The sequence below is a fragment of the Shinella kummerowiae genome (assembly GCF_009827055.1).
GTDB classification, from domain to species: Bacteria; Pseudomonadota; Alphaproteobacteria; order Rhizobiales; family Rhizobiaceae; genus Shinella; species Shinella kummerowiae.
The window spans coordinates 282,193-307,390 of sequence record NZ_WUMK01000007.1; the positions used below are offsets into that span (position 1 = coordinate 282,193).

Sequence of the window (25,198 nt, forward strand, 5' to 3'; positions counted from 1 at the left end):
GTTATTTAACGGTTCGGCCGCGTGGTATAGTTTTCGTAAAATTGCGCCGATCCCGCAGTTCCGGCGTTTATCGTTGTTTCCAAACGGGATTTATGCCGTCTGACGCACCGGAATGACGTCGACGGCCTGCGTCGTCTTGTGCTGGCCGTAGCCCTTGAGGATACCGATGACCGGCGCCACGTCGGCATAGTCGCGACCATAGGCGACGACGATGTGGTCCGTGCCGGCGGGGATGTTGTTGGTCGGGTCGAGCTCCATCCAGCCGTTTACCCGGCCGCACCAGAAGCGCACCCAGGCATGCATGGCGTCCGCCCCTTCCAGCCGCTCCTTGCCCGGCGGCGGGATGGTGCGCAGGAAGCCGCTGACATAACCGGCGGGAATGCCGAGGCTCCTGAGCGCCACGATCATCACATGGGTAAAGTCCTGGCACACACCGCGCTTGAGCTTGAAAGCCTCGCGCGGCGTGGTGTCGACATTGGTCGCTTTCGGATCGTAGGAGAAATCCTTGTGGATGCGCGCGCAGACCGCGGTCGCGATGGCGCGGATCGTCATGTCGGGCTTGGCGATGGCGCGGGCATAGTCGGCGATCTCGGCGCAATCCTTCAGGCGCGGGCTCGGCCCGGTATAATGGTGCGGCGAACCGGCATCGAGCGACCAGTAGCCGGCGATGTCTTCCGGCAGGCCGGCCATGCGCGGGGAGAAATCCGCCGCCTGTTCCGGCGCATCGACATGGACGCGCGCCTGCATGCGGATGTCCAGCCGCTCATGCGCGTTGCGGAAGAGGATCGCGCTCATCGGGTTGTCGAAGAAGTCGTTGTGATCGACCCGCTCGCCCGGCCCCGGATTGACGCCGACCGTGCCGGCGACAAGCCGCTGGCGGCCGCCGATCGATAGCGGCAACACGCGCACGATATGCCGCCCGCCGGAGACCGGCGTGTCGTAGAGATAGCTGATCGTGAGGTTGACGTCGTAGAGCATGGTCACAGCGTCTCCCTTCCGCTCAGCTCAGATAGGTCTGCGCGAGGATGTCGGAAAGTTTCTCCATCTCCGCCTCGAGCCGCTTGTAGGTGGCGTCCGTCATGGTTTCCGGCGTCATCACCGCAAGACCCGCGTGCAGCCGCATGGCTTCGCGATAGAAGGGCGACATCTGGCCGTTCGAATAGGCGTTCGGCAGTTGCTCGACCTCGTTCTTGATCTCGTTCAGCTGGTAGAGGATCGAACGCGGGTTGAGGGCATCGAGCGCCAAGAGGTCGGTGACCGTCAGACGCGCCGTCGCGACGTTGTAGCGGCGGCGGTGGGTCATCACACTGTCGCCGATCTCCAGAAGCATGTCGAGCGCGCCGTCCGGCGCATCCTCGCCGGACATGTGGCCGAGCAGGCGCGTCATATGCAGGCCGCGTTCGAGGTGGCGGCCGATCGACAGGAAGCGCCAGCCGGTGAAACGGTACATGTTTTCATGCACGAGACCGGCGAAGCCTGCGAGCTTGCGTAACAGCACGGTCATGGCGCGGGTCGTGTCGTCGCCGGCCTGGACGCTGAGATGGAAGCGGCGCGCGGTCTTCGAGAGGTCGTTCAGCGCCAGCCAGCCATCGGGCGAGAAGCGGTCGCGGATGTTGCTGGCGGAAAAGACGGCGCTGTCGATGCTGCGGATCAGCGTGGTCGGCACGGCTTCCGCCGTGTCGATGCCGAGCGCGTCGAGATAGTCGGTGACGTCCTTCAGCAGCGGCTGTTCGGGATTGGCATATTCGGCATAACGGCCGTGCCAGGCGCGCAGGATGCGCAGCGCCCCTTCCGCCCGCTCGATATAGCGGCCGAGCCAGAACAGGTTGTCGGCCGCGCGGCTCGGCAGGCTGCCGGGCATGTTGCGGGTAAATTCGGCTTCCGCCGGCAGAAGCGAGGTGCGCTCGACCGGCTTGGGGCTGACGATCCAGACGTCCGCCGCCGAGCCGCCTTCCTGCATGGCGATGGCCGCGACATTGTCGCCGGCGCCGATGCGGGCGAAGCCACCCGGCATGATCTGCCAGCCGTCGCGCGTGCGGGCGGCGAAGACGCGGAGCGACATCGGCCGCGGCACGAGCTTGCCATCGACCCAGGCGGGCGTGGTGGAGAGCGTCACGGCCTCCTGGCCGACCAGTTTGGCGCCGTCGGAGGTGAGCCACTCGGCAACCGACTGCTTGGCAGTATCGCGCAACGAGGAGCCGAGCACGGACTGTTCGTTGTCGTCGAAGAAGGGGCGGGTCGAATAGGCCGGTCCGATGACCATGCGCTCGATGTTTTGTGTCACATGCTCCCGCTCGTTCTTCTGCCCGCACCACCAGGTGGCGATCGACGGAAGGATCGGGTCGCTGCCGAGAAGCTGGCGACAGATGTTCGGCAGGAAGGCCAGCATGGCGCGGGTTTCCACGACGCCGGCGCCCAGCGCATTGACGATGCTGACGGAACCGGAGCGTAGGGCCTCGACGATGCCGGGCGTGCCGATATGGGAGTTCTGGTTGAGTTCCAGCGGGTCGGCGAAGGCGGCATCGAGACGTCGCCAGAGCACGCCGACCGGCTTCAGGCCGGCGACGGTGCGCACCATCACCTTGCCACCGACGACCGTCAGGTCCTCGCCTTCCAGCAGCATGAAGCCGAGGTAGCGAGCGATATAGGCGTGCTCGAAATAGGTTTCGTTGGCGAGGCCGGGCGTGAGAACCGCGATGCGATCTTCCGCCGCCTTGTTGCCCTGCAGCGTGCTGCGGAAGGCGCCGAAGAAACCGGCGAGGCGGTGGGCATGGGTTTCGGCATAGACGTCGGAGAAGGCGCGGGTGGTCGCCACGCGGTTTTCCAGCGCGAAGCCGGCGCCGGACGGGGCCTGCGTACGGTCGGAAAGCACCCACCAGTTGCCATCCGGCCCGCGGCCGATCTCGAAGGAGACGAAGTGCAGGAAGTGCTGGCCGGCCGGCTGCACGCCGACGAGCGGGCGCAGGAATTCGCTGTTGGAAGCGACCAAGGCAGGGGGCAGCAGGCCGTTCGCGACCAGTTCGTTCTTGCCGTAGATATCGGCGACGACGGCTTCCAGAAGCTCCGCGCGCTGGGTGAGGCCGCGCGACAGGTCCTCCCACTCGGCCTCATCGATGAGCACGGGAATGTGCGACAGCGGCCAGGCGCGCTCGGTGCCTGCCTCCTTACCGTAAGCCCGGTAGAACACGCCGGCATCGCGCAAGTACCGGTCGGCGCGGGCGAAGCGGCCGGCGAGGTCCGTTTCGTCCATGCGGTCGAGCGCCTTGAGGAAATGCCGCCAGACGGGACGCACTTCGCCACGCGTATCGACCATCTCGTCGGCCACGCCCGGAAGCGGCGCATAGCCGCGTGACGGCGTTTTCGCCGCCTCGGCTGTCCTGCGTTCTGCCTCCACACTTGTGGTTTTCAATCAATTTCTCCTACGGAGGTTAGATGCCGGGCGGCCGTCTCAGATCCAGCGTCAGCGGGAAATCCGCCGATGGTGTTTCCGGCCATAGCGTATAGCCGCCCGCTCTGTGCCCCCAGGGCTCGAATCGCGCCAGCCGGCGTGCCTCGGCCTCGTTTCCGTTTACCGGGAAGGTGTCATAGTTGCGTCCGCCCGGATGGGCAACGTGGTAAATGCAGCCGCCGATCGCCCGCCGTGACCATGTATCATAAATGTCGAATGTAAGTGGTGTGTTGACAGGCAGTACGGGATGCAGGCCGGAGGCGGGCTGCCAGGCCTTGTAGCGCACGCCGGCGACGGAGACGCCCTTGGTGCCGGTGGATTTCAGCGGCACCGGCCTGCCGTTGCAGGCGACCGTGTAGCGCTCCGGATTGGCCGTTTCGAGCTTGACCTGAAGCCGTTCGACGGACGAATCGACATAGCGCACGGTGCCGCCGATCGCGCCCTGTTCGCCCATGACATGCCATGGCTCGAGCGCCTGGCGCACTTCGAGATTGGCACCCTCATATTCGACCTCGCCGCAGAACGGGAAGCGGAATTCGAGCTGGGCGGCGAACCATTCGGGGCGCAGATCGAAGCCGTTCGTCCTCAGATCCGCGAGCACGTCGAGGAAATCCTGCCAGACATAGTGCGGCAGCATGAAACGGTCGTGCAGTGTGGTGCCCCAGCGCACGAAGCCGCCATCGACCGGGTTCAGCCAGAAGCGGGCGATGAGCGCGCGGATGAGCAACTGTTGCGCAAGGCTCATGCGAGCGTTCGGCGGCATTTCGAAGCCGCGGAACTCGACGAGGCCGAGCCGTCCGGTGGGGCCATCCGGCGAAAACAGCTTGTCGATGCAGATTTCCGAACGGTGCGTGTTGCCGGTGACGTCGGTCAACAGGTTGCGGAACAGCCGGTCGACCAGCCAGGGCAATGGCGGAGCGCCGTGGCCGGGCGCGGGCACCTGTGCGATGGCGATTTCCAACTCGTACAGCGAATCGTGGCGCGCCTCGTCGAAGCGCGGCGCCTGGCTGGTCGGGCCGATGAACAGACCGGAGAAGAGGTAGGAGAGGGAAGGGTGGCGCTGCCAGTGCAGCACGAGGCTTTTCAGGAGATCCGGCCGGCGCAGGAAGGGGCTGTCGTTCGGGCTCTTGCCGCCGACGACCACATGGTTGCCGCCGCCGGTGCCGGTGTGGCGGCCGTCGATCATGAACTTGTCGGCGCCGAGCCGCGACTGGCGCGCCTCCTCGTAGACCGCGCTGGTGATGTCGACGCAGTCCTGCCAGTTGGACGCGGGATGAATGTTCACCTCGATGACGCCCGGGTCGGGTGCGACGCGGATGACGTTCAGGCGCTCGTCATGCGGTGGCGCGTAGCCTTCGATATGGACGGGCAGGCCAAGCCGCTCCGCCGCGCGCTCGGCCGCCGTCACCAGTTCCAGATAGTCTTCGACCCGTTCGACTGGCGGCATGAAGATGCAGAGCCGGCCATCGCGCGCCTCGACGCTCATGGCGGTGCGCACCGCGCCGACGATCTCGCTGCGGACCTGTTCGACGCGGTCCTGCCCGGCCTCGCTTGCCTGAAACGAGGCCTCGGCCAGCGCACGGCCGGTTTTGGCGAAGTCCGGCAGGGGCGGCTTGTCCTCGGAAGGATCGGAAGGGTTGATGTAGGGATAGCTGGACGGTGAAAGATAGGGCAGCGCGCCCAGCGGCAGGCGATAGCCGACCGGGCTGTCGCCCGGAACGAGGAAAATCTTGCCGCGACGGGTGCGCCATTTCTCGCTGATCCAGCGGTGGCCGGTGGCCTGCGCGTTCCAGGCCTGAACGGGCAGGATATGGCCCGTCGGAGTCGTCAGGCCGCGTTCGAAGACACGGGCGATGCGGTTGCGCTCTTCCGGATCCTCCAGTTTCGAGTTCGACGGATCGACGTTTTCCGGCAGATTGCCTTCCTTGATGATCCACTCGGCGGGGTCCTCATAGGCCGGTTGAACCATGTCCGCATCGACGCCCAGTTCTTCGGCTATGCCGGCGAGCACCGCCTTGGCGTCGGCCTCCCCGACGCCCGCATCGTGCCCCTCTTCGGCAATCAGGTCGGGGTTCTGCCAGATCGGCCTGCCGTCGCGGCGCCAATAAAGCGAAAAGGTCCAGCGCGGCAGGCTTTCGCCCGGATACCATTTGCCCTGGCCGTAATGCAGAAAACCACCCGGCGCGAAGCGCTGGCGCAGGCGGCGGATCAACTGGTCGGCCTTCTCGCGCTTGGTCGGCCCGACCGCATCGGTGTTCCATTCCCCGGATTCGAAATCATCGATGGACACGAAGGTCGGTTCGCCGCCCATGGTGAGGCGCACGTCGTTCTTCGCGAGCACGCTATCGACCTCGCGGCCAAGCGCGTGCAGCGCCTCCCAGCTCTCATCGGAAAACGGCTTGGTGATGCGCGGATGTTCGGCGACGCGCTCGACCGTCATGGCGAAGTCGAATTCGGTGTTCGCCTCGCCGAAATAGCCGCCGCTGATGGGGGCTGCATTGCGGAAATGCGGCGTGGCGGCGAGCGGGATATGGCTTTCGCCGGTCAGCAGGCCGGAGGTCGGGTCAAGGCCGATCCAGCCGGCGCCGGGCAGATAGACTTCGCACCAGGCGTGCAGGTCGGTGAAATCGACCTCGGTGCCGGACGGGCCGTCGAGCGCCTTGAGGTCGGGCGCGAGCTGGATGAGGTAGCCCGAGACGAAGCGGGCGGCGAAGCCGAGATTGCGCAGGATCTGCACGAGCAGCCAGCTCGAATCGCGGCACGAGCCCAGGGCGCTCGTCAGCGTCTGTTCCGGCGTCTGCACACCGGGCTCCATGCGGATGACATAGCCGACCTGCTGCTGGAGGCGCGCATTGAGGCCGACGACCATGTCCACCGTGCGCTGCCCGGGCGTGCGGTCGACTGTCTTCATAAAGGCTTCGAGCGCCGGGTCCATCGGTTCGGGCGCGCGATAGATATCGAGGTCTTCGCGCAGATCCTCCGGGTAGTCGAAGGGCCAGTGTTCGGCCACTTCCTCCACGAAGAAGTCGAACGGGTTGTAAACCGTCATGTCGGCGACGAGATCGACCTCGATCTTCAGTTCCGTCACCGGATCTGGAAAGACATAGCGGGCCAGATAGTTGCCGTAGGGGTCCTGCTGGAGGTTCACGAAGTGATTTTCGGGCGAAACCTTCAGCGAATGGCTGATGACCTTCGTCTTGGAATGGGCCGCCGGCTTCAGCCGGATGATCTGGGGTCCGAGACGGACCGGGTTGTCGTACTTGTAGTGGGTGAGGTGGTAGATACCGGCCTTGATCGACATGCGCGCTCTTGTTCCCCTCGGGCGGTCTTAAGCCGCCATCGAGGGGAGTTTGTGCAATGCGAAGAGAGATTGCAAGCGCGATCGTTTCCGGCGGCGTCAGTCGATCAGGCGATACGCCGCAGGTGCGGTTTTACCACCGGTTCCTGTCGTACCCCGTTGCGCGGCATCTCGAACTGGCCGACGAGGCGCGCGAGCGTCGCGGATTCGTCCGAAAGGCGATGGGTGACGGCACTGCTCTCCTCGACCATCGCGGCATTCTGCTGCGTCACCGCATCCAGCTGCCGGATGGTCGCGTTGATCTCGTGGATGCCGACGGACTGGTCACGCGCGGCGCGGGCGATCTCTTTGATCTCCGTATCGATCGCATTGATCTTGCCGGCGATATCGCGAAGCACGCTGCCGGTCTCCCGCACCAGGCCGGCCCCGCGGGCCACTTCGTCGGCGGATTTGGTGATCAGCGCCTTCACCTCGCGCGCCGCACTGGCCGTGCGTTGCGCGAGCTCGCGCACTTCCTGCGCCACCACGGCAAAGCCCTTGCCGGCGTCTCCGGCACGCGCCGCTTCCACACCGGCATTGAGCGCCAGCAGGTTGGTCTGGAAGGCGATATCGTCGATGACGCCGATGATGTTCTCGATCTCGTGCGAGGACGTTTCGATCTTGCCGATGGCGTTGACGACATTGTCGACGACCTGTTCGGAGGCCGCCGAACTCTTCTTGGTGTCGGAGGCGAGGCGCTCGGCGATCGTCGTGCGCTCGGCGGCCGATTGCACGGCCTGAGTCATTTCCGCAAGTGCCGTGGCAGCCTCGCCGAGCGAGGCGGCCTGCCGCTCGGTGCGGCTGGAGAGCTGGACGAGCGCTTCCTGCATTTCACTGGAATCGTCACGGATGCGGTGTGTGTTGACGCGCACTGTGGTCATCGCCTCGGCGAGCCGCTCGATGGAGGCATTGTAGTCCGTGCGGATCCGGTCGAGGGAGGCGATGAAGGGGATGTCGATATGTTGCGTGAGATCGCCGCGCGCAAGATGTTGCAGGGCCTCGGCAAGGCGAATGACGGTCTCTTCCGTTGCGGCGTCGTGGGCCTGTTTGGCCGCGTCACGCGCCGCCCGTTCGCTATCGGCATCCTCGCGCATCGTTGCCGTTTCGCGCTGCAGGCGCTCCTTTTCGATCGCGGCATCGCGGAAGACCAGCACGGAGCGCGCCATGTCGCCGATCTCGTCGCGGCGATCCTCGCCCTTGCCGGCAATCGTCGTGTCGCCGCCCGCCAGCCGGTTCATGTCGGAGACGAGGGCGGTGATCGGGCGCGACAGGCGATTGGCGAAGAGGAAGCCGACGGCGGCCGTGATCGCGAGCACGCTGAGCGAGATGAGCAGCGTCCAGTTGATCAGGCGTGTGAGGCCGGCGAAGACTTCGCTTGACGCCATGACGGCGGCGACGGTCCAGGTGCGGCCGAGGAAATCGAAGCGCGCGGCGGCAAGCTTGACCTCGCGGCCGCGATGATCGGGCAGGGTCGCCTGGGCAATCGCCGCGCCGTCGGCGGGGACGAGAAGCTCCGGCGCGATGCGCATCGTGAGAATGTCGGCTTCCGCGCCGTGCGAGGGGCGGGTCAGGAGATACCCGTCGGCATTCAGCAGCATGGCTTCACCGGTCTCGCCAAGGCCGACCGCATTGTTCAATTTGGCGGCGATGCGTTCGGTCGGCAGTGCGACGACGAGGACGCCGATCTTGCCGGCGACGGAGGAGACAGAGGTCGCGAGGAAGGCCATCGCGCGACCGGCCGGGGCATAGGGCTGGTAATCACCGAAGGCGACGATGGCGGTTTCCGTGCTGGGTGCCGCTTCGGCAAAGACCTTGGCAAGGCCGGTCCCGGCGAAGCGCGGATCGCTCGTCAGGTTCGCGCCGAAATCACCGTGCTTGCGCAGCGAATAGACAATGTCGCCGCTGAGATTGACGAGCAGCATGTCGTCGAAACCCTGCGCCTCCGCATTGCGCTGGAAGAAGCCATGGTAGCGGCCGTGTAGCTGGTCGAATTTGTCGGTCTCGGCCGATTTCAGCTCGGCCTTTCCCCCATAGCGACGCTGCAGTTCGCCCGCCCGATCCCCCTCGATCGCACCGAAGGCGCCAGACAAGTCATCGAGCGCCTTGGTGACGACCTTCTGGCCGGCGAGGTCGCGTGTTTCCTTGACGATCGACTGCAGATATTGCGCGAGCTCGTTGCGCCGGCCGTCGGCCAGCGTTTCGAGTTTCGTCACCGCCGCGGCCGTGGACTGGCTGGCGCTGAGATAAAGGCTCGCGACGCTGGTCGCGGAAATGGCGATGACGGCCAGCAGCAGGGCGGCAAGCGAAAGCTTGATGGAAAGACGCATGGGATGATTTCTGACAATACGCAGCTACAGATCATGCCGGCGTCGGCTATCAGAAGGCGCATCCTGCGGCCGGACGGTGTCCGGTTCTGACCGTCATTGGTATGACCGTTGGTCATGACGTGTTTGTGACGGTTTTATGAAAGCTGTGCTGTGGTGGAGCGGCGGGGCCGCTCCACCGGACAAAGGGTTGTCTAGCGCGTCGCCGCGACCAGCGAGAAATAGGCCCCCTGCGGATCGGTGCAATTGATGATCCATGCGCCGCCGGGCACTTCCATCGGCCCCATCATGACGCTGCCGCCGCCGTCCGTGACCCGCTTCTGGGCGGCATCGAGGCCTTCGACGACGAAATAGTAGCCCCAGCACGGCGGCATGGGTGAGCCGGGCGGGTTCGTCATCATGCCGCCGATGGCGTTGCCGCCGCCGGCCGCAAAGGTCTGGTAGGTGCCCATGCCGGCCTCCGACATGTCGACCGCGGCGTCCTTGGTCCAGCCGAAGGTTTTCGCGTAGAAGTCCCAGGCGGTGTCGAGGTCGCCGGCCATCAACTCGTTCCAGCCGACGCGACCGGGCTCCATCATGCCGGGCTGGGCTGGGCTTTCACCCTCGGTGGTGAAGAGCGAGAAGACCGCGCCATGCGGATCCGCCACGACGGCGAAGCGGCCGACGCCCGGAATATCGTCCGGTGCGCGCATGACCTTGCCGCCATTCGCCGCGATCTCCTTCACGGTCTCCTCGATCCGGTCCGTGAAGACATAGCCCATCCAGGCCGGCGGCATGCCCTTGGCCTCCGGTGGCAGTTCGGCAATGCCGGCGGCCTGCGTCTCGCCGGCATAGGCGAGCGTATAGTTCATGCCCGGCATGCCGGAATCGCGCGTGGACCAGCCGACGACCGATGCATAGAAGCGTTCGGCGGCAGGAACATCCGTCGTCATCAGTTCGTACCAGCAGAACTTGCCGTAGTCCGTGTGCATGTCGTCGTCCCTTCGTTCTCTTTTGTGGTTTTGGTCGATGTCGATCGGTCAGTCGCAGCAGGACTGCACCCGGGATGTGTCGGCATACTCGTCCTTGCGCTTGACGAAGCTCAGCGTGCCGGTCTCGTTGCGGCCTTTCGGCGCGCGGTCGAGGATCATCAGGGTGCCGAGCGCCTCTTCGCCGCCGCGGGCATAGTCGGAATAGGTGTGGTAGACGGTGCCGTCCTCATCCTTGAAGAAGGCGCTGAGGCCGGGAAGCTCGTCATGCGCATCGGCGGCGTCGGTCTCGCGGTAATTATACATGACCTTGCCGCTGGCCAGGTCCTCCTTGGTGAAGGAGACATGGTAGTCGAAATTGAAGTCGCTGCCATAGGAAGAAAACCACGGGAATTTCCAGCCCATGCGCTTCTTGTAGGCCAGAAGCTTGTCCAGCGGTGCGCGGGCGACGGCGACCATCGTCACGTCGTGATTGTTGAGATGGGGCAGCATGCCGTCGATATGGTCGCCCATGAAGGAGCAGCCGGGGCAGCCGGCGTCCCAGTCGGGGCCATACATGAAGTGGTAGACGATGAGCTGGCTGCGGCCGTCGAACAGGTCCGCCAATGTCTTGTGGCCTTCCGGCGTGTCGAAGGTGTACTCCTTGTCCACCTTGACCCAGGGCAGGGTGAGCCGCTCGGCGCGCACCTTGTCGCGCAGCTTGGTCTCTTCCTTTTCCAGGGTCAGCAGGGCCTTGCGGGCGGCGATCCATTCTTCCTGGGATACGATGTCGTGGTTCGGTCTCATGCTCGGGACTCCTCTTTCACGGGCTTTCGACAAATAAGTTGGTATCAACATTTCTTGCCCGTGTCAAAGCATCGACCGGTTTCAGTCGTCCGGCACGGACTGTTTCTCAACGGCCTGTAACGCCGTGATGACCGTCTCGGTTGCCTGCTGGAGGTGCTTTTTGTCGAAAAGCTCGCCGAGCACGTTGGCCCAGACGGCCTGGCGGGACTTGATGGCTTCGAGGGTCGACTTGCCCGCGTCGGTCAGCACCATCAGCTTGGCGCGCTGGTGGGCGGGGTTTTCCGCATAGAGGATCAGCCCGTCCTTCTCCAGAAGGTCTGCGACGCGCTGCACACCCTGCCGCGTCATGCCAAGCGCCCGACCGGCCTCGGCCACGGACATCGGCGCATGGTCGGCGGCGGCGAGCACCTGCCAGCGCGCGCTGGTCTGGCCGGCGGGTTTGGCGAGAGCGTCGCCGGCGGTTTGCAGGTGGCCGGCAAGGCGCAGCACGGAAATGGCGAAGGCGGCGAAAGCGTCGCCGGCGGGGGTACGGTCAGGACTCATGTTGACAACATACTGTCATTCTGCGAGGGTCTATTTGACAACATATTGTCATTTATGGGCGCGAGGCGCAAGCGAGGAGAGCATCATGTTGAAGACCTACAAGGGAAGCTGCCATTGCGGGAAAATCCGCTACGAGGCCGATATCGACCTTTCCGCCGGCACGGGACGGTGCAATTGCTCGATCTGCTCGAAGAAGCGGTATTGGGGCGCCCAGATCAAGCCGGAGGCTTTTCGTCTGCAATGCGACGAGGCTGATCTTGGTGACTACCAGTTCAACACGATGAGCGGGCACCATCATTTCTGTAAGAATTGTGGGGTGTCGCCATTCGGGCGGGGTTATGTCGAGGCGATCGGCGGCGCCTATGTCTCGATCAATGTCGCCTGCCTCGACGATATCGCGCACAGCGAATTGGCGGAACTGCCGGTGCAGTATTTCGACGGGCGGAACGATGCCTGGTGGAACACGCCGGAGGAGACGCGCCACCTCTGAAACGATGCCGGGCGCGGGGGAGACCCGCGCCCGGCAAGACAGCTTATTCCGGCAGGATGCGCACAGCACCCTTGTCGGCGCTGGCGGCGAAGGCGGCATAGGCCTTCAGCGCCGTCGTGACATTGCGCTTGCGCGGTGCGGCGGGCTTCCAGCCGAGCTTGTCCTGCTCGGCGCGGCGGCTTGCCAGTTCTTCTTCGGTAACGGCGAGGTTGATCGTTCGGTTCGGGATGTCGATCTCGATCAGGTCACCATCACGTACCAGGCCGATGGTGCCGCCTTGGGCTGCTTCCGGCGAGGCATGGCCGATCGACAGGCCCGAGGTGCCGCCGGAGAAGCGGCCGTCGGTGACAAGCGCGCAGGCCTTGCCGAGGCCCTTCGACTTCAGGTAGCTCGTCGGATAGAGCATTTCCTGCATGCCCGGGCCGCCCTTCGGGCCTTCATAGCGGATAACGACGACGTCGCCGGCCTTCACCTCGTTGCTGAGGATGCCTTTCACCGCTGCATCCTGGCTTTCGAAGACGACAGCCGGACCGGTGAACTTCAGGATCGATTCATCGACGCCGGCCGTCTTCACGATGCAGCCGTCGAGCGCGATGTTGCCCGAGAGAACGGCAAGGCCGCCATCCTTCGAGAACGGATGCTCGACGGAACGGATGACGCCCTTTTCGCCGTCGGTGTCCAGTTCGTCCCAACGGGCTTCCTGGCTGAAGGCGACCTGGGTCGGGATGCCGCCGGGCGCGGCGCGGAAGAAGGTGCGCACCGTCTCGCTGGTCGTCCGGGTGATGTCCCAGCGGTCGATGGCGTGGCCGAGCGTTTCGGAATGCACGGTCGGCGTGTCGCGGTGGATGAGGCCGCCGCGATCGAGTTCGCCGAGGATGCGCATGATGCCGCCGGCGCGGTGCACGTCTTCCATATGCACGTCCTGCTTGGCGGGCGCCACCTTGGAAAGGCAAGGCACGCGGCGCGACAGCTGATCGATGTCATCAAGGTCGAAATCGATGCCGCCTTCGTAAGCCGCTGCCAGGATGTGCAACACGGTATTGGTCGAGCCGCCCATGGCCACGTCGAGCGACATGGCGTTTTCGAAGGCGCGCTTGTTGGCGACGTTGCGCGGCAGGATGCTGTCGTCTTCCTGCTCGTAGTAGCGGCGGGCGAGATCGACGATCAGGTGACCGGCTTCGACGAACAGGCGCTTGCGGTCGGCGTGGGTTGCCAGCGTCGAGCCGTTGCCGGGCAGCGACAGGCCGAGGGCCTCGGTCAGACAGTTCATCGAGTTGGCGGTGAACATGCCGGAGCAGGAGCCGCAGGTCGGGCAGGCGGACCGCTCGATGACCTGGACGTCTTCATCCGAAATCTTGTCGTCGGCGGCGGCGACCATCGCGTCGACGAGATCGAGCGCGTGGGTCTTGCCGTGCAGAACGACCTTGCCGGCCTCCATCGGGCCGCCGGACACGAAGACGGCGGGGATGTTGAGGCGCATGGCGGCATTCAGCATGCCGGGGGTGATCTTGTCGCAGTTCGAGATGCAGACCATGGCATCGGCGCAATGCGCATTGACCATGTACTCGACCGAGTCGGCGATGATCTCGCGCGACGGCAGCGAATAGAGCATGCCGTCATGGCCCATGGCGATGCCGTCATCGACGGCGATCGTGTTGAATTCCTTGGCGACGCCGCCGGCCTTCTCGATCTCGCGCGCGACGAGCTGGCCAAGATCCTTCAGGTGCACGTGGCCAGGCACGAACTGGGTAAAGGAATTCACCACCGCAATAATCGGCTTGCCGAAATCCGAATCCTTCATGCCGGTCGCGCGCCAGAGGCCGCGGGCACCGGCCATGTTGCGGCCGTGGGTGGTGGTTCGGGAGCGATATGCGGGCATGGTTCTGTTCCTTGACGTCGGACGTGGTTCGCATATGGCCCCTTGATGGCCGAATTGCGAGCCTTGGAAGGGTTTCCCTAGCGCAAAACGCCCCCGGCGTCACGAAAGGAATGACGATTTTTTGACGCTGCGACGCAATTTCCTTGCTGCCGATCGGCGCCCGACATGACCGTTGTCGGCACAAGGCATTCATGCCATGGTCCGCGCCATGAACGGCACGGGTCAGATTTTGGCGGAGGCGGGCGCGGAGAGCATCGATACGGCGCTCGACAAGAGCCCGCTTTATCTGCGCATTCGCGATGTGCTGGCAGACGCCATCTCCGCGGGCCGTCTGCCAAGGGGCGCACTGTTGCTCGAAGGACCGGTCGCCACCGTCTTCGCCTCGACGCGCACACCCGTTCGCCAGGCTTTCGCGCTTCTCGAAACGGCGGGCCAGATCCGGCGTTTCGACGGGCGCGGTTTTCTGGTCGGGCAGGGGCGTAGCGGGCCGAAGCGTGTGGCGCTGACCGCCGAAATGCTCGGTCTCGACGAGGAGGCGCCGGGCCTGCGCAAGGCGCCGGCCTGGGAGGCGATCTACGAGAGCCTAGAGCGCGAGTTGGTGCATCTTTCCGTCTTCGGCCGTCACCGGATCAACGAGGTGGAGCTGGCGCGGGCCCGCGGCGTCGGCCGGCAGGTGGCGCGCGACGCGCTGACCCGGCTCGAAGCGCTCGGCATCATGGAAAAAGACGAACGCATGCGCTGGACGCTGGTGCCGCTCGACGAAAGCCGCATGCGCGACCTGCATGATATCCGCGTGGCGCTGGAGCCCGTGGCGTTGAGCCGGGCCGCACCCTTCATCCCGCCCGCCGAGCGGCACGCCATGACGCAGCGGCTGGAGGAGGCGCTTGCCGTCTATCCCGACCTGTCGGTCGAGGCGATGGACGATCTCGAAACCGACCTGCACATCACCTGCCTTGGCTATTGCCCGAACCGGGAACTGCTGATCGCGCTGCGCCGCGCGCGCTTCATGCTCAATGTCAGCAAGCATATCATCGGCGTCTCGCACCGCATGCCCGCGAACGAGCCGTTCATCGCTGAGCATCTGGCGGTGTTCCGCGCGCTGGATGTCGACGATAGTGCGCGCGCGGCCGAGACGCTGCGCCACCATATCAGCGTGTCCCTGCCCAAGGTCATCGCCCGCGTCGCGGAATTGCGGGATGCGCACCGGCCGGAAATGCCGGTCTATGCAACACCGGCTGTGCGGTGAGGAGATCGCCATGAAGGTCAAACGTATCGTCGCCAATATCGAGACGGCCGAACCTGCGGCGGTCGCGCGCTTCTACAAGGACATCCTCGGGCTGGACCTGCTGATGGATCACGGCTGGATCGCCACCTACGGCGTTTCGGGCGCCACCATGCCTCTGCAGGTGAGTTTTGCCTCCGAAGGCGGTGCGGGGACGCCGGTGCCGGGGCTGTCGATCGAGGTGGACGATGTGGATGCCGTTCATCGGGCCGTGCTCGCGGCCGATTATGCGGTTGAATACGGGCCGGCGGACGAGCCCTGGGGCGTGCGGCGGTTTTTCGTGCGCGATCCGGCGGGCACGCTCGTCAATATCCTCATGCATGCCTGACGGTCAGGTGATGGCGCCGACCTGCCAGGGCACGAATTCGTTGTCGCCGTAGTCGAAGGCCTCGCTTGCCGTCTTGCGGCCGGAGGCGGTGGCGATGACGAATTCGAAGATGCGGCGGCCGGCCTGTTCGATCGTCTCGGTGCCGTCGACGATCGTGCCGCAATTGATGTCCATGTCTTCCTTGATGTGCTCGTACATCGGCGTGTTGGTGGCGATCTTGATGCAGGGCGCGGGCTTGTAGCCGGAGACGGAGCCGCGCCCGGTGGTGAAGGCAACGAGGTTGCAGCCGCCGGCGATCTGGCCGGTCACGGCGGCCGGGTCGTAACCCGGTGTGTCCATGAAGACGAAGCCGGGCTCGGTCACCTCCTCGGCATATTCGTAGACGGCGTTGAGCGGCATGGAGCCGCCCTTGGCGACGGCGCCGAGCGACTTTTCGAGGATGGTCGTGAGGCCGCCCGCCTTGTTGCCGAAAGAGGGATTGTTGTTGAGTTCGGCGTCGTTCTTCGCCGTGTAGTCCCGCCACCAGTCGATGCGGGAAAGCAGTTTTTCCGCCACCTCCGGCCGGGCGGCGCGGCGGGTGAGAAGATGTTCGGCGCCGTAGATTTCGGGTGTCTCGGACAGCACGGTGGTGGCGCCTTGCTGCACGAGAAGGTCGGAGGCGATGCCGAGCGCCGGATTGGCGGAAATGCCGGAATAGCCGTCCGAGCCGCCGCATTCGAGCGCCAGCTTGATGCCGGAGAGCGGCAGCGGGGTGCGGCGGATGCGGCCGACATCCGGCAGCATGTCGTCGATCATCGCGCAGGCCGCTTCGATGGTCTTTCGCGTGCCGCCCTGTTCCTGGATCATCATCTTGCGGAAAGTCTTGCCTTCTTCCAGGCCGGCTTCCTCGACGAGGGGGCCGTACTGGAAGGTCTCGCAGCCCAGCCCGATTATCAGGATGCCGCCGAAATTCGGGTTGCGGGCATAGCCTTTGAAGGTGCGCGTCAGGATGCGCCCGCCCTCGGATTTGAGGTTCAACGCGCAGCCGCCGCCATAGGTGAGCGCCACCACCCCGTCGATATTGTCATGGCCGGTCTCGCGGAACTTTCGCGCATAGTGCTCCGCCACATAGCGCGAGACCGTGGCGGAACAGTTCACCGTGGAGAGGATGCCGATATAGTTGCGCGTGCCGATGCGACCATTGCCGCGATCGTAGCCGTCGAAGGTGCGCCGCTCGGCCTCCGGCACCATGACGGGCGGGGCGTTGTCGACGCAGAATTCGTGTTTCAGCGCGACATCGAGAATGGCGAGGTTCTGCAGATGCACGTGCTCGCCGGGGCGGATCGCCTTCGTCGCATAGCCGATGATCTGGCCGTATTTCAGCACCGCTGCGCCTTCCGCGATCCGTGCTATCGCCACCTTGTGGCCACGCGGAATGCGTTCGGCGGCGACGACACCGTTCACCAGCGCCCGGCCGGCATCGACATTGGCGGGCACGACGCCGACATTGTCTTTCGCATTGAGGACGAGCACGGCGGGGAGTTCGGCGAGCATGGCGGCTCCTGCGGTTGGGTTCGGTGCATTATGCACTCTGTCAGCAAAAGTCAATAATGTGAATTATGCGCCGATTGAACAGGGCGGACCATGGTCTTCGCCCTCAATTTGTCATATGATTTGTCAATAATTGTACGATGATTTAATCTGACGATGGGGATGGCGTGGCGGACAAGGCAAAGAGGCAGGCGCAGCGGCCGCAATCGCGTCGTCCGCGGGTGCGCCACAATGTGACGGCGGCAATCGGCGCGGACATTTGCGGCGGGCGTTTTCCGCCGGGAACAGTTCTGCCACGCGAGAGCGACCTTTGTGCGACCTATGGCGTCAGCCGCACCGTCATTCGCGAATCCCTGAAGGTGCTGGAGACGAAGGGCCTTGTCCATGGCCGGCCGCGCGTCGGCACGCTCGTCCTGGACCGGTCGGAGTGGAACGTACTCGACGCACAGATCCTCGAATGGATGGGGCCGGACGTCCTGTCGACAGAGCTTTTAAGCTCGATCCTGGAGGCGCGCCGCACGGTGGAGCCCGCGGCCGCGTTCCTTGCCGCATCCCGCGCGACGACGCAGGAGATTGCCGACCTCGAACGGGCCTGTGACGAGATGGGGGATGCGGAAGGCGATCTGGAAGCCTTCACGGCCGCGGACACCCGTTTCCACGAGACCCTGCTCAGGGCGAGCCACAACAAGGTGTTCCAGCAGCTCTCCTCGATCATCCACGCGGCACTGTCCCACGCGCTGCACGCCTCCAACCGGGCTGCGGTGAAACGCGACGAGGCGCTGCATGTGCACCGCGACCTGGTCGATGCGCTGCGCATGCGGGACGCCGGGCGGGCGGAGGCATGCTCGCGCAACATTCTCGATCTCGCCGCGCGTGACCTTTCCAGCCTGATCGGCAAGGCCGACTGACGAATTCCGCGGGCCAACAGCCCGTGGCCGAAGACAAACTGACGAGGGATGAAACGACATGAAGATCACCAAGCTGACGACCTACATCGTGCCGCCGCGGTGGATGTTCCTGAAGATAGAGACGGACGAGGGCATTGTCGGCTGGGGCGAGCCGGTGGTGGAGGGGCGCGCGCTGACGGTGGAAGCCGCCGTGCACGAACTGTCGGACTACCTCGTCGGCAAGGACCCGCTGCTGATCGAGGACCATTGGCAGGTCATGTACCGCGGCGGCTTCTATCGTGGTGGTGCCGTGCACATGTCGGCGATCGCCGGCATCGACCAGGCGCTGTGGGACATCAAGGGCAAGGCCTATGGCCAGCCGGTCCATGCGCTGCTCGGCGGCCAGGTGCGTGATCGCATCAAGGTCTATTCCTGGATCGGCGGCGACCGGCCGGCCGATGTCGCCAACAATGCCAGGGAGGTGGTCGCTCGCGGCTTCAAGGCGATCAAGCTCAACGGCTGCGAGGAAATGCAGATCGTCGACACCTGGGACAAGGTGGAGAAGGCGGTCGAGACAATCGCGACGATCCGCGAGGCGATCGGCCCCTATATCGGCATCGGCGTCGATTTCCATGGCCGCGTGCACCGGCCGATGGCCAAGGTGCTGGCGAAGGAACTCGAACAGTTCAAGCTGCTCTTCATCGAGGAGCCGGTGCTGTCGGAAAACCGCGAGGCGCTGAAGGAGATCGCCAACCATTGCTCGACGCCGATCGCGCTCGGGGAGCGGCTCTATTCGCGCTGGGACTTCAAGTCGGTGCTGTCGGACGGCTATGTCGATATCCTCCAGCCCGACCTTTCCCATGCTGGTGGCATCACGGAATGCCGCAAGATCGCGGCGATGGCGGAGGCCTATGACGTGGCGCTGGCGCCGCATTGCCCGCTCGGTCCGATCGCGCTTGCCGCCTGCCTGCAGGTCGATGCCGTCTCGCACAATGCCTTCATCCAGGAGCAGAGCCTCGGCATCCACTACAACAAGGGCAACGACATCCTCGACTACATCTCCAACAAGGAGGTGTTCCACTATGCGGATGGTTTCGTGTCGATTCCGCAGGGGCCGGGCCTCGGTATCGAGGTGGATGAACAGTATGTCATCGAGCGGGCCAAGGAGGGCCATCGCTGGCGCAATCCCGTCTGGCGCCATGAAGACGGCAGCGTTGCCGAGTGGTGACACAGCGATTGCGTCTATAGCCAAAAAGCCCGACATCGAGCCGGGCTTTTCTGTTTGGCCTGCGGTGGACGGAATCATCCCGCATGCCTATGTGTTACGGGCACATCACAAAGGAGAGGTCCATGCGTCCCATTTCCGGTTTCGTCGTCGTCGCATTCGCGGTTCTGGCCCTTGCGGGTTGCAACACGACGGGAGCCAGCAGCAACACGACCTATGCCCGTCCGCCGGTCTCCGGTGGCGGCCTGAGTGTTCCGCTGAACTGAGCCCCTATCGGCTCCACCTGGAGGCCCGAAGGCCTTCAGGCCGTCCGGAACGGCAATGTGATGACGGCCTGATAACGGGCCCCATCCACCGGACCTGACGAGAAGCGCCACCGGCTGCCAAAACGCGCCTGCAGCCGGTCGCTGATATTCCTGAGGCCGACGCCCATGCCGGCCGGTTTGCGACCCGCCGGCGCGTCCGGCAGATCGTTTTCGACACTCAAGACCAGCCGATCCCCCTCCCGCCTTGCCTCCAGCACGATGGTGACGCGTTTGCGCGCCGGAGCAACGCCGTGCTTGACCGCATTCTCGATCAGCGGCTGAAGGATGAGGTTGGGCACTAGCGCCGTCTCGAGATCTGCCGGAAGGCGGATATCGAAGGCCATGCGGTCGGCAAACCGCTCATGCTCGATTTCAAGGTAGTCGCGCTGCAAGGCGATTTCCTTCGACAGCGGCACGTCGTGCAGAGGATCGAGCGAAAGCGTCGTCTGTAAAAACCGCGACAGGGACAGCACCATGCGGTCCGCACGTCCCCCCGATCCTTCCTCGATCAGACCGGCGATGGAATTCAGCGTGTTGAAGAGAAAGTGCGGATTAAGCTCGTAGCGCAGCGCCCGCATTTCCGCGTCCAGCTTGCGGCGCTGCGCATTGAGCAGCGAGAGCGCCGCGACATAGAAGCCGAAAACGATGGCGTTCCATATGAAGCTGAAGCGGAACTGCAGAATGGCCTTGCCCCATGTATCGGCAAGGGCAAAACCCGGCACGCTTTGGCCGCCCGGCAATGCATGCGGGCCAACCATCATGATCACGGTGATATCGAACACCGCCTGGCTGACGGCGGCCGCGAATACCGCCAGGACGCCGACGCCGATAGCCAGCCTTTTTGGCACGGTTTGCAGGTTATGGAGCAGCCTCGACAGGACGAGGGCGAGCAGAATGCAGCTCAGCCACCCGGGCGCGATGATGGGCAGACCGCCCGGCAGCATCAGGATGTCGTTGATGGAAAGCGCCGTCCAAAGGGTGACAGCCAGAACGAGAGCCTCGCGCCAATTCCATATGCCGACCATGAATGCTCCCGACGCCACCATTTCCTGAGGGCCATCACTTGCCATGTTCCTGCCTGCCTTGGAAGTGGCTGCGGGAAAATGCCGGAGCAGACGGTGTTCACGGAAAAACCCGGCCTGCGATCTGCAAGCCGGGTTCGTTGGAAAGCCGGGACCCTCAGTGCGAGTCGGCGAGCCGTGCCGCTTCGACGGCGTCGGATTGCGCGAAGGTCGTGCCGTTGAAGAAGGCGTTCAGCAGCACGGCGGCAATCGAGGCGAGCACGATGCCCGATTCGATGATGGGATGGATCGCATGCGGCATCCACATCAGGTAGTTCGGTGCGAGCAACGGGATGAGGCCGAAGCCAACGGAGACGGCAACCACGAAGAGGTTGTTGCGCGACGACTTGAAGTCGACATTCGCAAGGATGCGCACACCCGTCGCCGCGACCATGCCGAACATCACCAGACCCGCGCCGCCGAGCACGAAGGTCGGAACGGCTTCCACCAGCGCGCCCATCTTCGGGATGAGGCCGAGCACGATCATGATCACGCCGGCAGCGACGCAGACATAGCGGCTCTTGACGCCGGTAACGCCGACGAGGCCGACATTCTGCGAGAAGCTCGTATAGGGGAAGGTGTTGAACAGGCCGCCGATCATGGTGCCGATGCCATCGACGCGCAGGCCGGACGTCAGCTGCCGCTGCGAGACCGGCTTGTCGGTGATTTCACCAAGCGCCAGGAACATGCCGGTCGATTCGATCATCACGACGATCATCACCAGCGTCATGGTCGCGATCAGCACGGGATCGAAGATCGGCACGCCGAAGCGGAAGGGCGTGACGACGGCAAACCAGCCGGCATCGCCCACGCGGTCGAAATGCATCATGCCGAGCACGGATGCGGCGATGCAGCCGATGATCACACCGGCGAGCACGGCGATGTTGCTGATCAGGCCGCGGCCGAAGCGGGCGATGAGCAGGATAGAGATGAGCACGAGGGCTGAAAGGGCGATGTGGCTCGGCTCGGCATAGACCGGGTTGGAGACGGTCGGTGCGATGGCGAAGCCGTCGGGAACGGCCGGGCCGCCGGTCTCTGCGAGCGTCTTCATCTGCGCCAGCCATTCCGCGTGAGCCGGATTGATCAGCTTGGGCGCGGTCGGGCCAAAGGGATTGCCGAAGGTCCAGTTGATGCCGACACGCATCAGCGACACGCCGATGACGAGGATGATCGTCCCGGTCACGACGGGCGGGAAGAAGCGGAGCAGCCGCCCCATGAGCGGCGCGATCAGCAGTGCCAGGAAGCCCGCGCCGATGATGGCGCCAAAGATCATGCGCGCGCCTTCCGGGCCGGGCGCCATGGTGGCCATCGAGACCATCGGGCCGACGGAGGCGAAGGTGACGCCCATCATGACGGGCAGGCGGATGCCGACATGGCGGCCGACACCGAGCGACTGGATGATCGTGACGAGACCACAGACGAAAAGGTCGGCGGAAATCAGGAACGCGACGTCCTGCGGGCTGAGCTGCAACGCCCGCCCGACGATCAGCGGCACCGCAACGGCGCCGCCATACATGACAAGGACGTGTTGAATGCCGAGTGTTGCGAGCCTGCCGACGGGCAGCTTCTCGTCCACCGGATGTATGCTGGATGCGTCGTTCATGGATACTCCTCCTATCACGTCGACCCTACCTGTCCCGTCCTCCAACGGGGTGCGCCATCCTTCGCGCCGCGGTAGAGTGCTTCAAGCATAGCCAGGCGATAAACACTTTACGCATTTCCAGGGTAATCGCCGGATGGGGAGTATCCGCAGCAAGCCGCTTCGTTTCCGGATTTCAATGCCTTTTCACAGGGTTGGCATCCCATTCCGGCACATTGATCAGCTTGAACCGGCCATCATTTGAGCGCAAAATACCTGCAATCGTCAACTGTTTCCTGCACGGCATATGTGTCTTTCCGCCGAGCCACCTGCTGCGCTGCAAAATGGACCGAAGGAGTGCCCGAATGCCGCAAAAACAACCGGAAGACCCGCGTGAGGCCGAAGCCCTGGCTCTGGCGCAGAAGGGGATAGAGGCCGGTGCCGATGGAAACCATGCCGAGGCAGCGAAGCATTGGGAGGGCGCGTCGGACTACGCGGATGCGCATTTGCCGGGGGCCGATATCGACTATTGGATCAAGAGCGGTTTTGGTGCTGCCCTCTACGAGATCGGTGCCTATGAGCGCAGCATCGCCGTTTCGAAAATCGCCCTCGACTGGTGCTCCTCCCACAAAGCGCCCCTGCCGGCGCTCTCCATGGCGAAAAGTTATCGCCGATTGGGCGATGGCGCGATGGCAGAGGCCTATCTCGACCACGCGCGAGGCCTCGTTGGTGATGCGATTTCCGAAAAGTATTTCGACGATTGAGTTTCGATATCCCGCAACCATTTTGCATCGTTTTTAAATCAAGCAGGCGAGGAGTTTGCCCCGCCTGCTCGAGTCTTAATCAAGATGTGGTTTCACGCGTCTACTAGTCCCGGCTATAGACAATACGGAATCGCATATCGAGGTTTGAGCCGAATTTTGTCGCAGATGTTAAGTTCGTGTCTCTGACGTTGTCACGTTCGGCGAGAACGACTGTGCTTGTCCCCACGAGACCGCGTCCGGAAATCGATTTGCCGGCAGCGAGGGAAAGATTGTTGACGTAGTTAAAGCAAACGCTCGCCTCACGACCATGTGCTCCGGCCGCAACCGCCGCAGGCAGGCCTGCGATTTCCATGTTGCCCGCCATTGTGGGATCGACGTTGCCGGAAACGGTCAGCCGCCCTTCAAGCTCGTAGGAATCGCCGATACGCTTCCACGTGCCGACTTGATAGCTGTAGGCATTGCTCCCAGGAACGGAAGAGCCTCGAAGCACGGGCGTCCAGGTGCCCTCTTCATAGAAGCCGCCGGTGTTGCTTTCGAAGTTGTATTTGCCGACGAGTGTGACGTCGCCGGTGTTCGTATTCTTGATGCGATACGAATTGGTGTTGTGTTTCGCCACATCAGCAATCGCGACGCCACCGAACGAACTGGCGGAATATTCAACGTCGTACGAAGACCGCCATGTGTAGTTTTGGTTGTGCGTTTCTCCGACCTGGGTGTTTGCGGAATAGATGATATCCCCGGAGACGGTATCGCCCTCGATGCGCAGTTCGTACTTGGAGCTTCTGCTGGTGCCCTCGGGGTGCAAGGTGCTGCCCACCTCGAGATCTTTGCTCCCGTCCGTCATCGGACGATGATCAATGTAGTGCGCCGTAGTGTGGACGTAACCGCGAACACGAATATCTGCCAGTGCGCTCGATCCGCGAATGACGGATCCGACGGGGTGGTCACGGTCGTTGAAAACCTGAGCGTCGACGGTGACGCCGGGAATGCCTGCGAGGTTAATGATGCTGTGATCGCTCGGATACCGGGTCGCGCAGTTTCTTAAACGACCCTGGAAGTAGATGTTCTTCGGCTCAGTTGTGTTCTGGCTGTCGAGCACCTGCTCAAAAATCAAGCCGTCCAGGTCGCAATTCTCGACTTCCATTCCAAGATAGGTGATGCCGCTACCACGCATGTAGCCCGTGTCTGCTTTGGACAAACGGCCGGCACCATTGAACGCGGGATAGCTTGCCGAACTGAAGTTCAGCCGAAACCTGCTGCTGTCGATCCGGGTTACCGTGAATGTGTTGCCGTTCAGGTTCGACCAGCCATCACCGGTAAAGGCTTGCGCCTGATATTGGTCGCCGTTCTGCAGGCCGTGGTTGGTGAGGGTGAATACGACGGGGTTGGCGTTTGTTGCTGAGAACCCCTGCAGGACCGGCGTGACTGTCCAATCATAGTCGGCCTTGTCAAGAATATGAGCGCCGATGGAGCAATCGATCGCCTTGCAGTTAACGTGTTTGATCATGCTGGATCGGGTGTGGCAGGAGAAGCCGCGGCCGCCTTTCGGTTTTGGATCGTTTTCTTCGCCCCATGTTGCACCTTTGGCCGTGCAATCAACGAAACTGATGCGGGACGACACGGTGGTGCCGAAGCAGTTCACGCCCTTTACGGTAGGCAAAACTTCCGCCCACACGCCCATCAGCGCCATGTCGTCGCGCTGGATGAAGTCGTCGTTGACGTTGACGCCGCTTCCTTGTGTTCTGATGAAGCCGCCGCGCAGATTCGGATTGCTGCGCATCAGCAGCTTTGCCCCATACCCCCAGACAACGATCCCCGCCTTGAGTACGACATGATCGTCCATGGTGTATTCGAAATTTGGGCGAAGGTAGATCATCGGGGCATTGATGTTTTCCGCAGCGTTTGCCGCAGCCTGCATTGCAGGAGCCCAATTGTCGCCGTCCGATGTCTTATAGAACATTTCGGGGGTCAAAATCTGGTCGACCTGTTCCCACCATGCGCTATCCGCGGTTTGCACGTGATCCGGTCTATCGGCTGATCCGGCCGTGATCCGTTTGAAACTGCGGAAATCCCTGGCGAGGTTTGCCGAGACCCGCTTCAGGATGGCGGGAGGGCTTGCTGCCTGCAATTCGCCAAGCGTGTCATACTGCGAGTCGGTTCCCATATCTGCATCTCCTGATTTGCTATAGAACGGGTGCAGTATGAATGGGTCTCGGGGGGTGGGGATTTTTCGCCCTCTCTGAAGTGAAATGGATAGACCCCGGCATCGGTGAGCGGCCCAGTAAATGAGGGTGTGCGCGACCCAAAGTGTCAGGTGCGTCAGCCAGCTGCTTCTGAATTACATTCACATTTGACGAGGATTTGTCGGGCGCTCTCGGAGCGAATACGCCGATTCGTCAGGTGGTGGCCGCCATCGACGTCGGAGGGGCGAGATCCATCGTTCATGGACACCCCTCCCGTCT

General features: G+C 63.6%; 19 protein-coding genes. 7 read left to right on the top strand and 12 right to left on the bottom strand.

The window, feature by feature from the left end; genetic code table 11:
- Window positions 1-90 precede the first annotated feature (90 nt).
- The 7 genes from GR138_RS19690 to GR138_RS19720 all read right to left on the bottom strand — a co-directional run bounded on the left by GR138_RS19690 (window position 91) and on the right by GR138_RS19720 (window position 11,406).
- Window positions 91-978 (bottom strand): transglutaminase family protein, encoded by an 888-nt coding sequence (locus GR138_RS19690; protein WP_160861090.1) that lies wholly within the window; start codon window positions 976-978, stop codon window positions 91-93.
- A 22-nt stretch (window positions 979-1,000) separates the two neighbouring features.
- Window positions 1,001-3,394 carry a circularly permuted type 2 ATP-grasp protein gene (locus GR138_RS19695; RefSeq protein ID WP_338091128.1) on the bottom strand — a complete coding sequence of 798 codons (2,394 nt, stop codon included), beginning with the start codon at window positions 3,392-3,394 and terminating at the stop codon, window positions 1,001-1,003.
- Window positions 3,395-3,428: 34 nt separating this feature from the next.
- Window positions 3,429-6,749, bottom strand: a complete 3,321-nt coding sequence (locus tag GR138_RS19700; protein WP_160860963.1) for a transglutaminase family protein — start codon at window positions 6,747-6,749, stop codon at window positions 3,429-3,431.
- Between the two features lie 104 nt (window positions 6,750-6,853).
- A complete protein-coding gene (locus tag GR138_RS19705; protein WP_160860964.1) occupies window positions 6,854-9,112 on the bottom strand; it encodes a methyl-accepting chemotaxis protein in 2,259 nt (752 codons plus the stop codon).
- Between the two features lie 191 nt (window positions 9,113-9,303).
- On the bottom strand, window positions 9,304-10,080 hold the full coding sequence (locus GR138_RS19710) for a VOC family protein (RefSeq protein ID WP_160860965.1): 777 nt from the start codon (window positions 10,078-10,080) through the stop codon (window positions 9,304-9,306).
- Between the two features lie 48 nt (window positions 10,081-10,128).
- Window positions 10,129-10,863: a DUF899 domain-containing protein gene (locus GR138_RS19715; protein WP_160860966.1), complete on the bottom strand. Its 735-nt coding sequence runs from the start codon at window positions 10,861-10,863 to the stop codon at window positions 10,129-10,131.
- Between the two features lie 81 nt (window positions 10,864-10,944).
- A complete protein-coding gene (locus GR138_RS19720) occupies window positions 10,945-11,406 on the bottom strand; it encodes a MarR family winged helix-turn-helix transcriptional regulator (protein WP_160860967.1) in 462 nt (153 codons plus the stop codon).
- 85 nt (window positions 11,407-11,491) lie between these two features.
- On the opposite strand from GR138_RS19720, the gene GR138_RS19725 reads away from it, so the two are divergent.
- Window positions 11,492-11,896 (top strand): GFA family protein, encoded by a 405-nt coding sequence (locus tag GR138_RS19725; RefSeq protein ID WP_160860968.1) that lies wholly within the window; start codon window positions 11,492-11,494, stop codon window positions 11,894-11,896.
- A gap of 43 nt (window positions 11,897-11,939) precedes the next feature.
- Here the strand turns inward: GR138_RS19725 and ilvD are convergent, their stop codons facing one another.
- Window positions 11,940-13,775 (bottom strand): dihydroxy-acid dehydratase, encoded by a 1,836-nt coding sequence (ilvD, locus tag GR138_RS19730; protein ID WP_160860969.1) that lies wholly within the window; start codon window positions 13,773-13,775, stop codon window positions 11,940-11,942.
- Window positions 13,776-13,983: 208 nt separating this feature from the next.
- On the opposite strand from ilvD, the gene GR138_RS19735 reads away from it, so the two are divergent.
- Both GR138_RS19735 and GR138_RS19740 read left to right on the top strand, forming a co-directional pair.
- Window positions 13,984-15,021, top strand: coding sequence for a GntR family transcriptional regulator (locus tag GR138_RS19735; RefSeq protein ID WP_160860970.1), 1,038 nt, complete (start codon window positions 13,984-13,986; stop codon window positions 15,019-15,021).
- Window positions 15,022-15,031: 10 nt separating this feature from the next.
- Window positions 15,032-15,385 (top strand): VOC family protein, encoded by a 354-nt coding sequence (locus tag GR138_RS19740; RefSeq protein WP_160860971.1) that lies wholly within the window; start codon window positions 15,032-15,034, stop codon window positions 15,383-15,385.
- Window positions 15,386-15,388: 3 nt separating this feature from the next.
- Here GR138_RS19740 and GR138_RS19745 read toward each other — a convergent pair whose 3' ends face one another.
- A complete protein-coding gene (locus GR138_RS19745; protein ID WP_160860972.1) occupies window positions 15,389-16,918 on the bottom strand; it encodes a UxaA family hydrolase in 1,530 nt (509 codons plus the stop codon).
- A gap of 164 nt (window positions 16,919-17,082) precedes the next feature.
- Here GR138_RS19745 and GR138_RS19750 point away from each other — a divergent pair, with 164 nt between their 5' ends.
- From GR138_RS19750 to GR138_RS19760, 3 genes are all read left to right on the top strand, one after another.
- Complete coding sequence (locus GR138_RS19750; protein ID WP_160860973.1) at window positions 17,083-17,823, top strand: FCD domain-containing protein; 741 nt, start codon at window positions 17,083-17,085, stop codon at window positions 17,821-17,823.
- Window positions 17,824-17,881: 58 nt separating this feature from the next.
- A complete protein-coding gene (gene dgoD / locus GR138_RS19755; RefSeq protein WP_160860974.1) occupies window positions 17,882-19,030 on the top strand; it encodes a galactonate dehydratase in 1,149 nt (382 codons plus the stop codon).
- Between the two features lie 122 nt (window positions 19,031-19,152).
- Window positions 19,153-19,293 carry a hypothetical protein gene (locus tag GR138_RS19760; RefSeq protein WP_160860975.1) on the top strand — a complete coding sequence of 47 codons (141 nt, stop codon included), beginning with the start codon at window positions 19,153-19,155 and terminating at the stop codon, window positions 19,291-19,293.
- A gap of 35 nt (window positions 19,294-19,328) precedes the next feature.
- Here GR138_RS19760 and GR138_RS19765 read toward each other — a convergent pair whose 3' ends face one another.
- Window positions 19,329-20,357, bottom strand: a complete 1,029-nt coding sequence (locus tag GR138_RS19765) for a sensor histidine kinase (RefSeq protein ID WP_202402731.1) — start codon at window positions 20,355-20,357, stop codon at window positions 19,329-19,331.
- A 154-nt stretch (window positions 20,358-20,511) separates the two neighbouring features.
- Window positions 20,512-21,996 carry a nucleobase:cation symporter-2 family protein gene (locus GR138_RS19770; protein WP_160860977.1) on the bottom strand — a complete coding sequence of 495 codons (1,485 nt, stop codon included), beginning with the start codon at window positions 21,994-21,996 and terminating at the stop codon, window positions 20,512-20,514.
- Between the two features lie 341 nt (window positions 21,997-22,337).
- Between GR138_RS19770 and GR138_RS19775 the strand changes: the two genes are divergently transcribed.
- Window positions 22,338-22,736, top strand: a complete 399-nt coding sequence (locus tag GR138_RS19775; RefSeq protein WP_160860978.1) for a hypothetical protein — start codon at window positions 22,338-22,340, stop codon at window positions 22,734-22,736.
- A gap of 103 nt (window positions 22,737-22,839) precedes the next feature.
- Here the strand turns inward: GR138_RS19775 and GR138_RS19780 are convergent, their stop codons facing one another.
- Entirely contained in the window at window positions 22,840-24,900 is a 2,061-nt protein-coding gene (locus GR138_RS19780; RefSeq protein ID WP_160860979.1) for a hypothetical protein, read from the bottom strand.
- Window positions 24,901-25,198 lie beyond the last annotated feature (298 nt).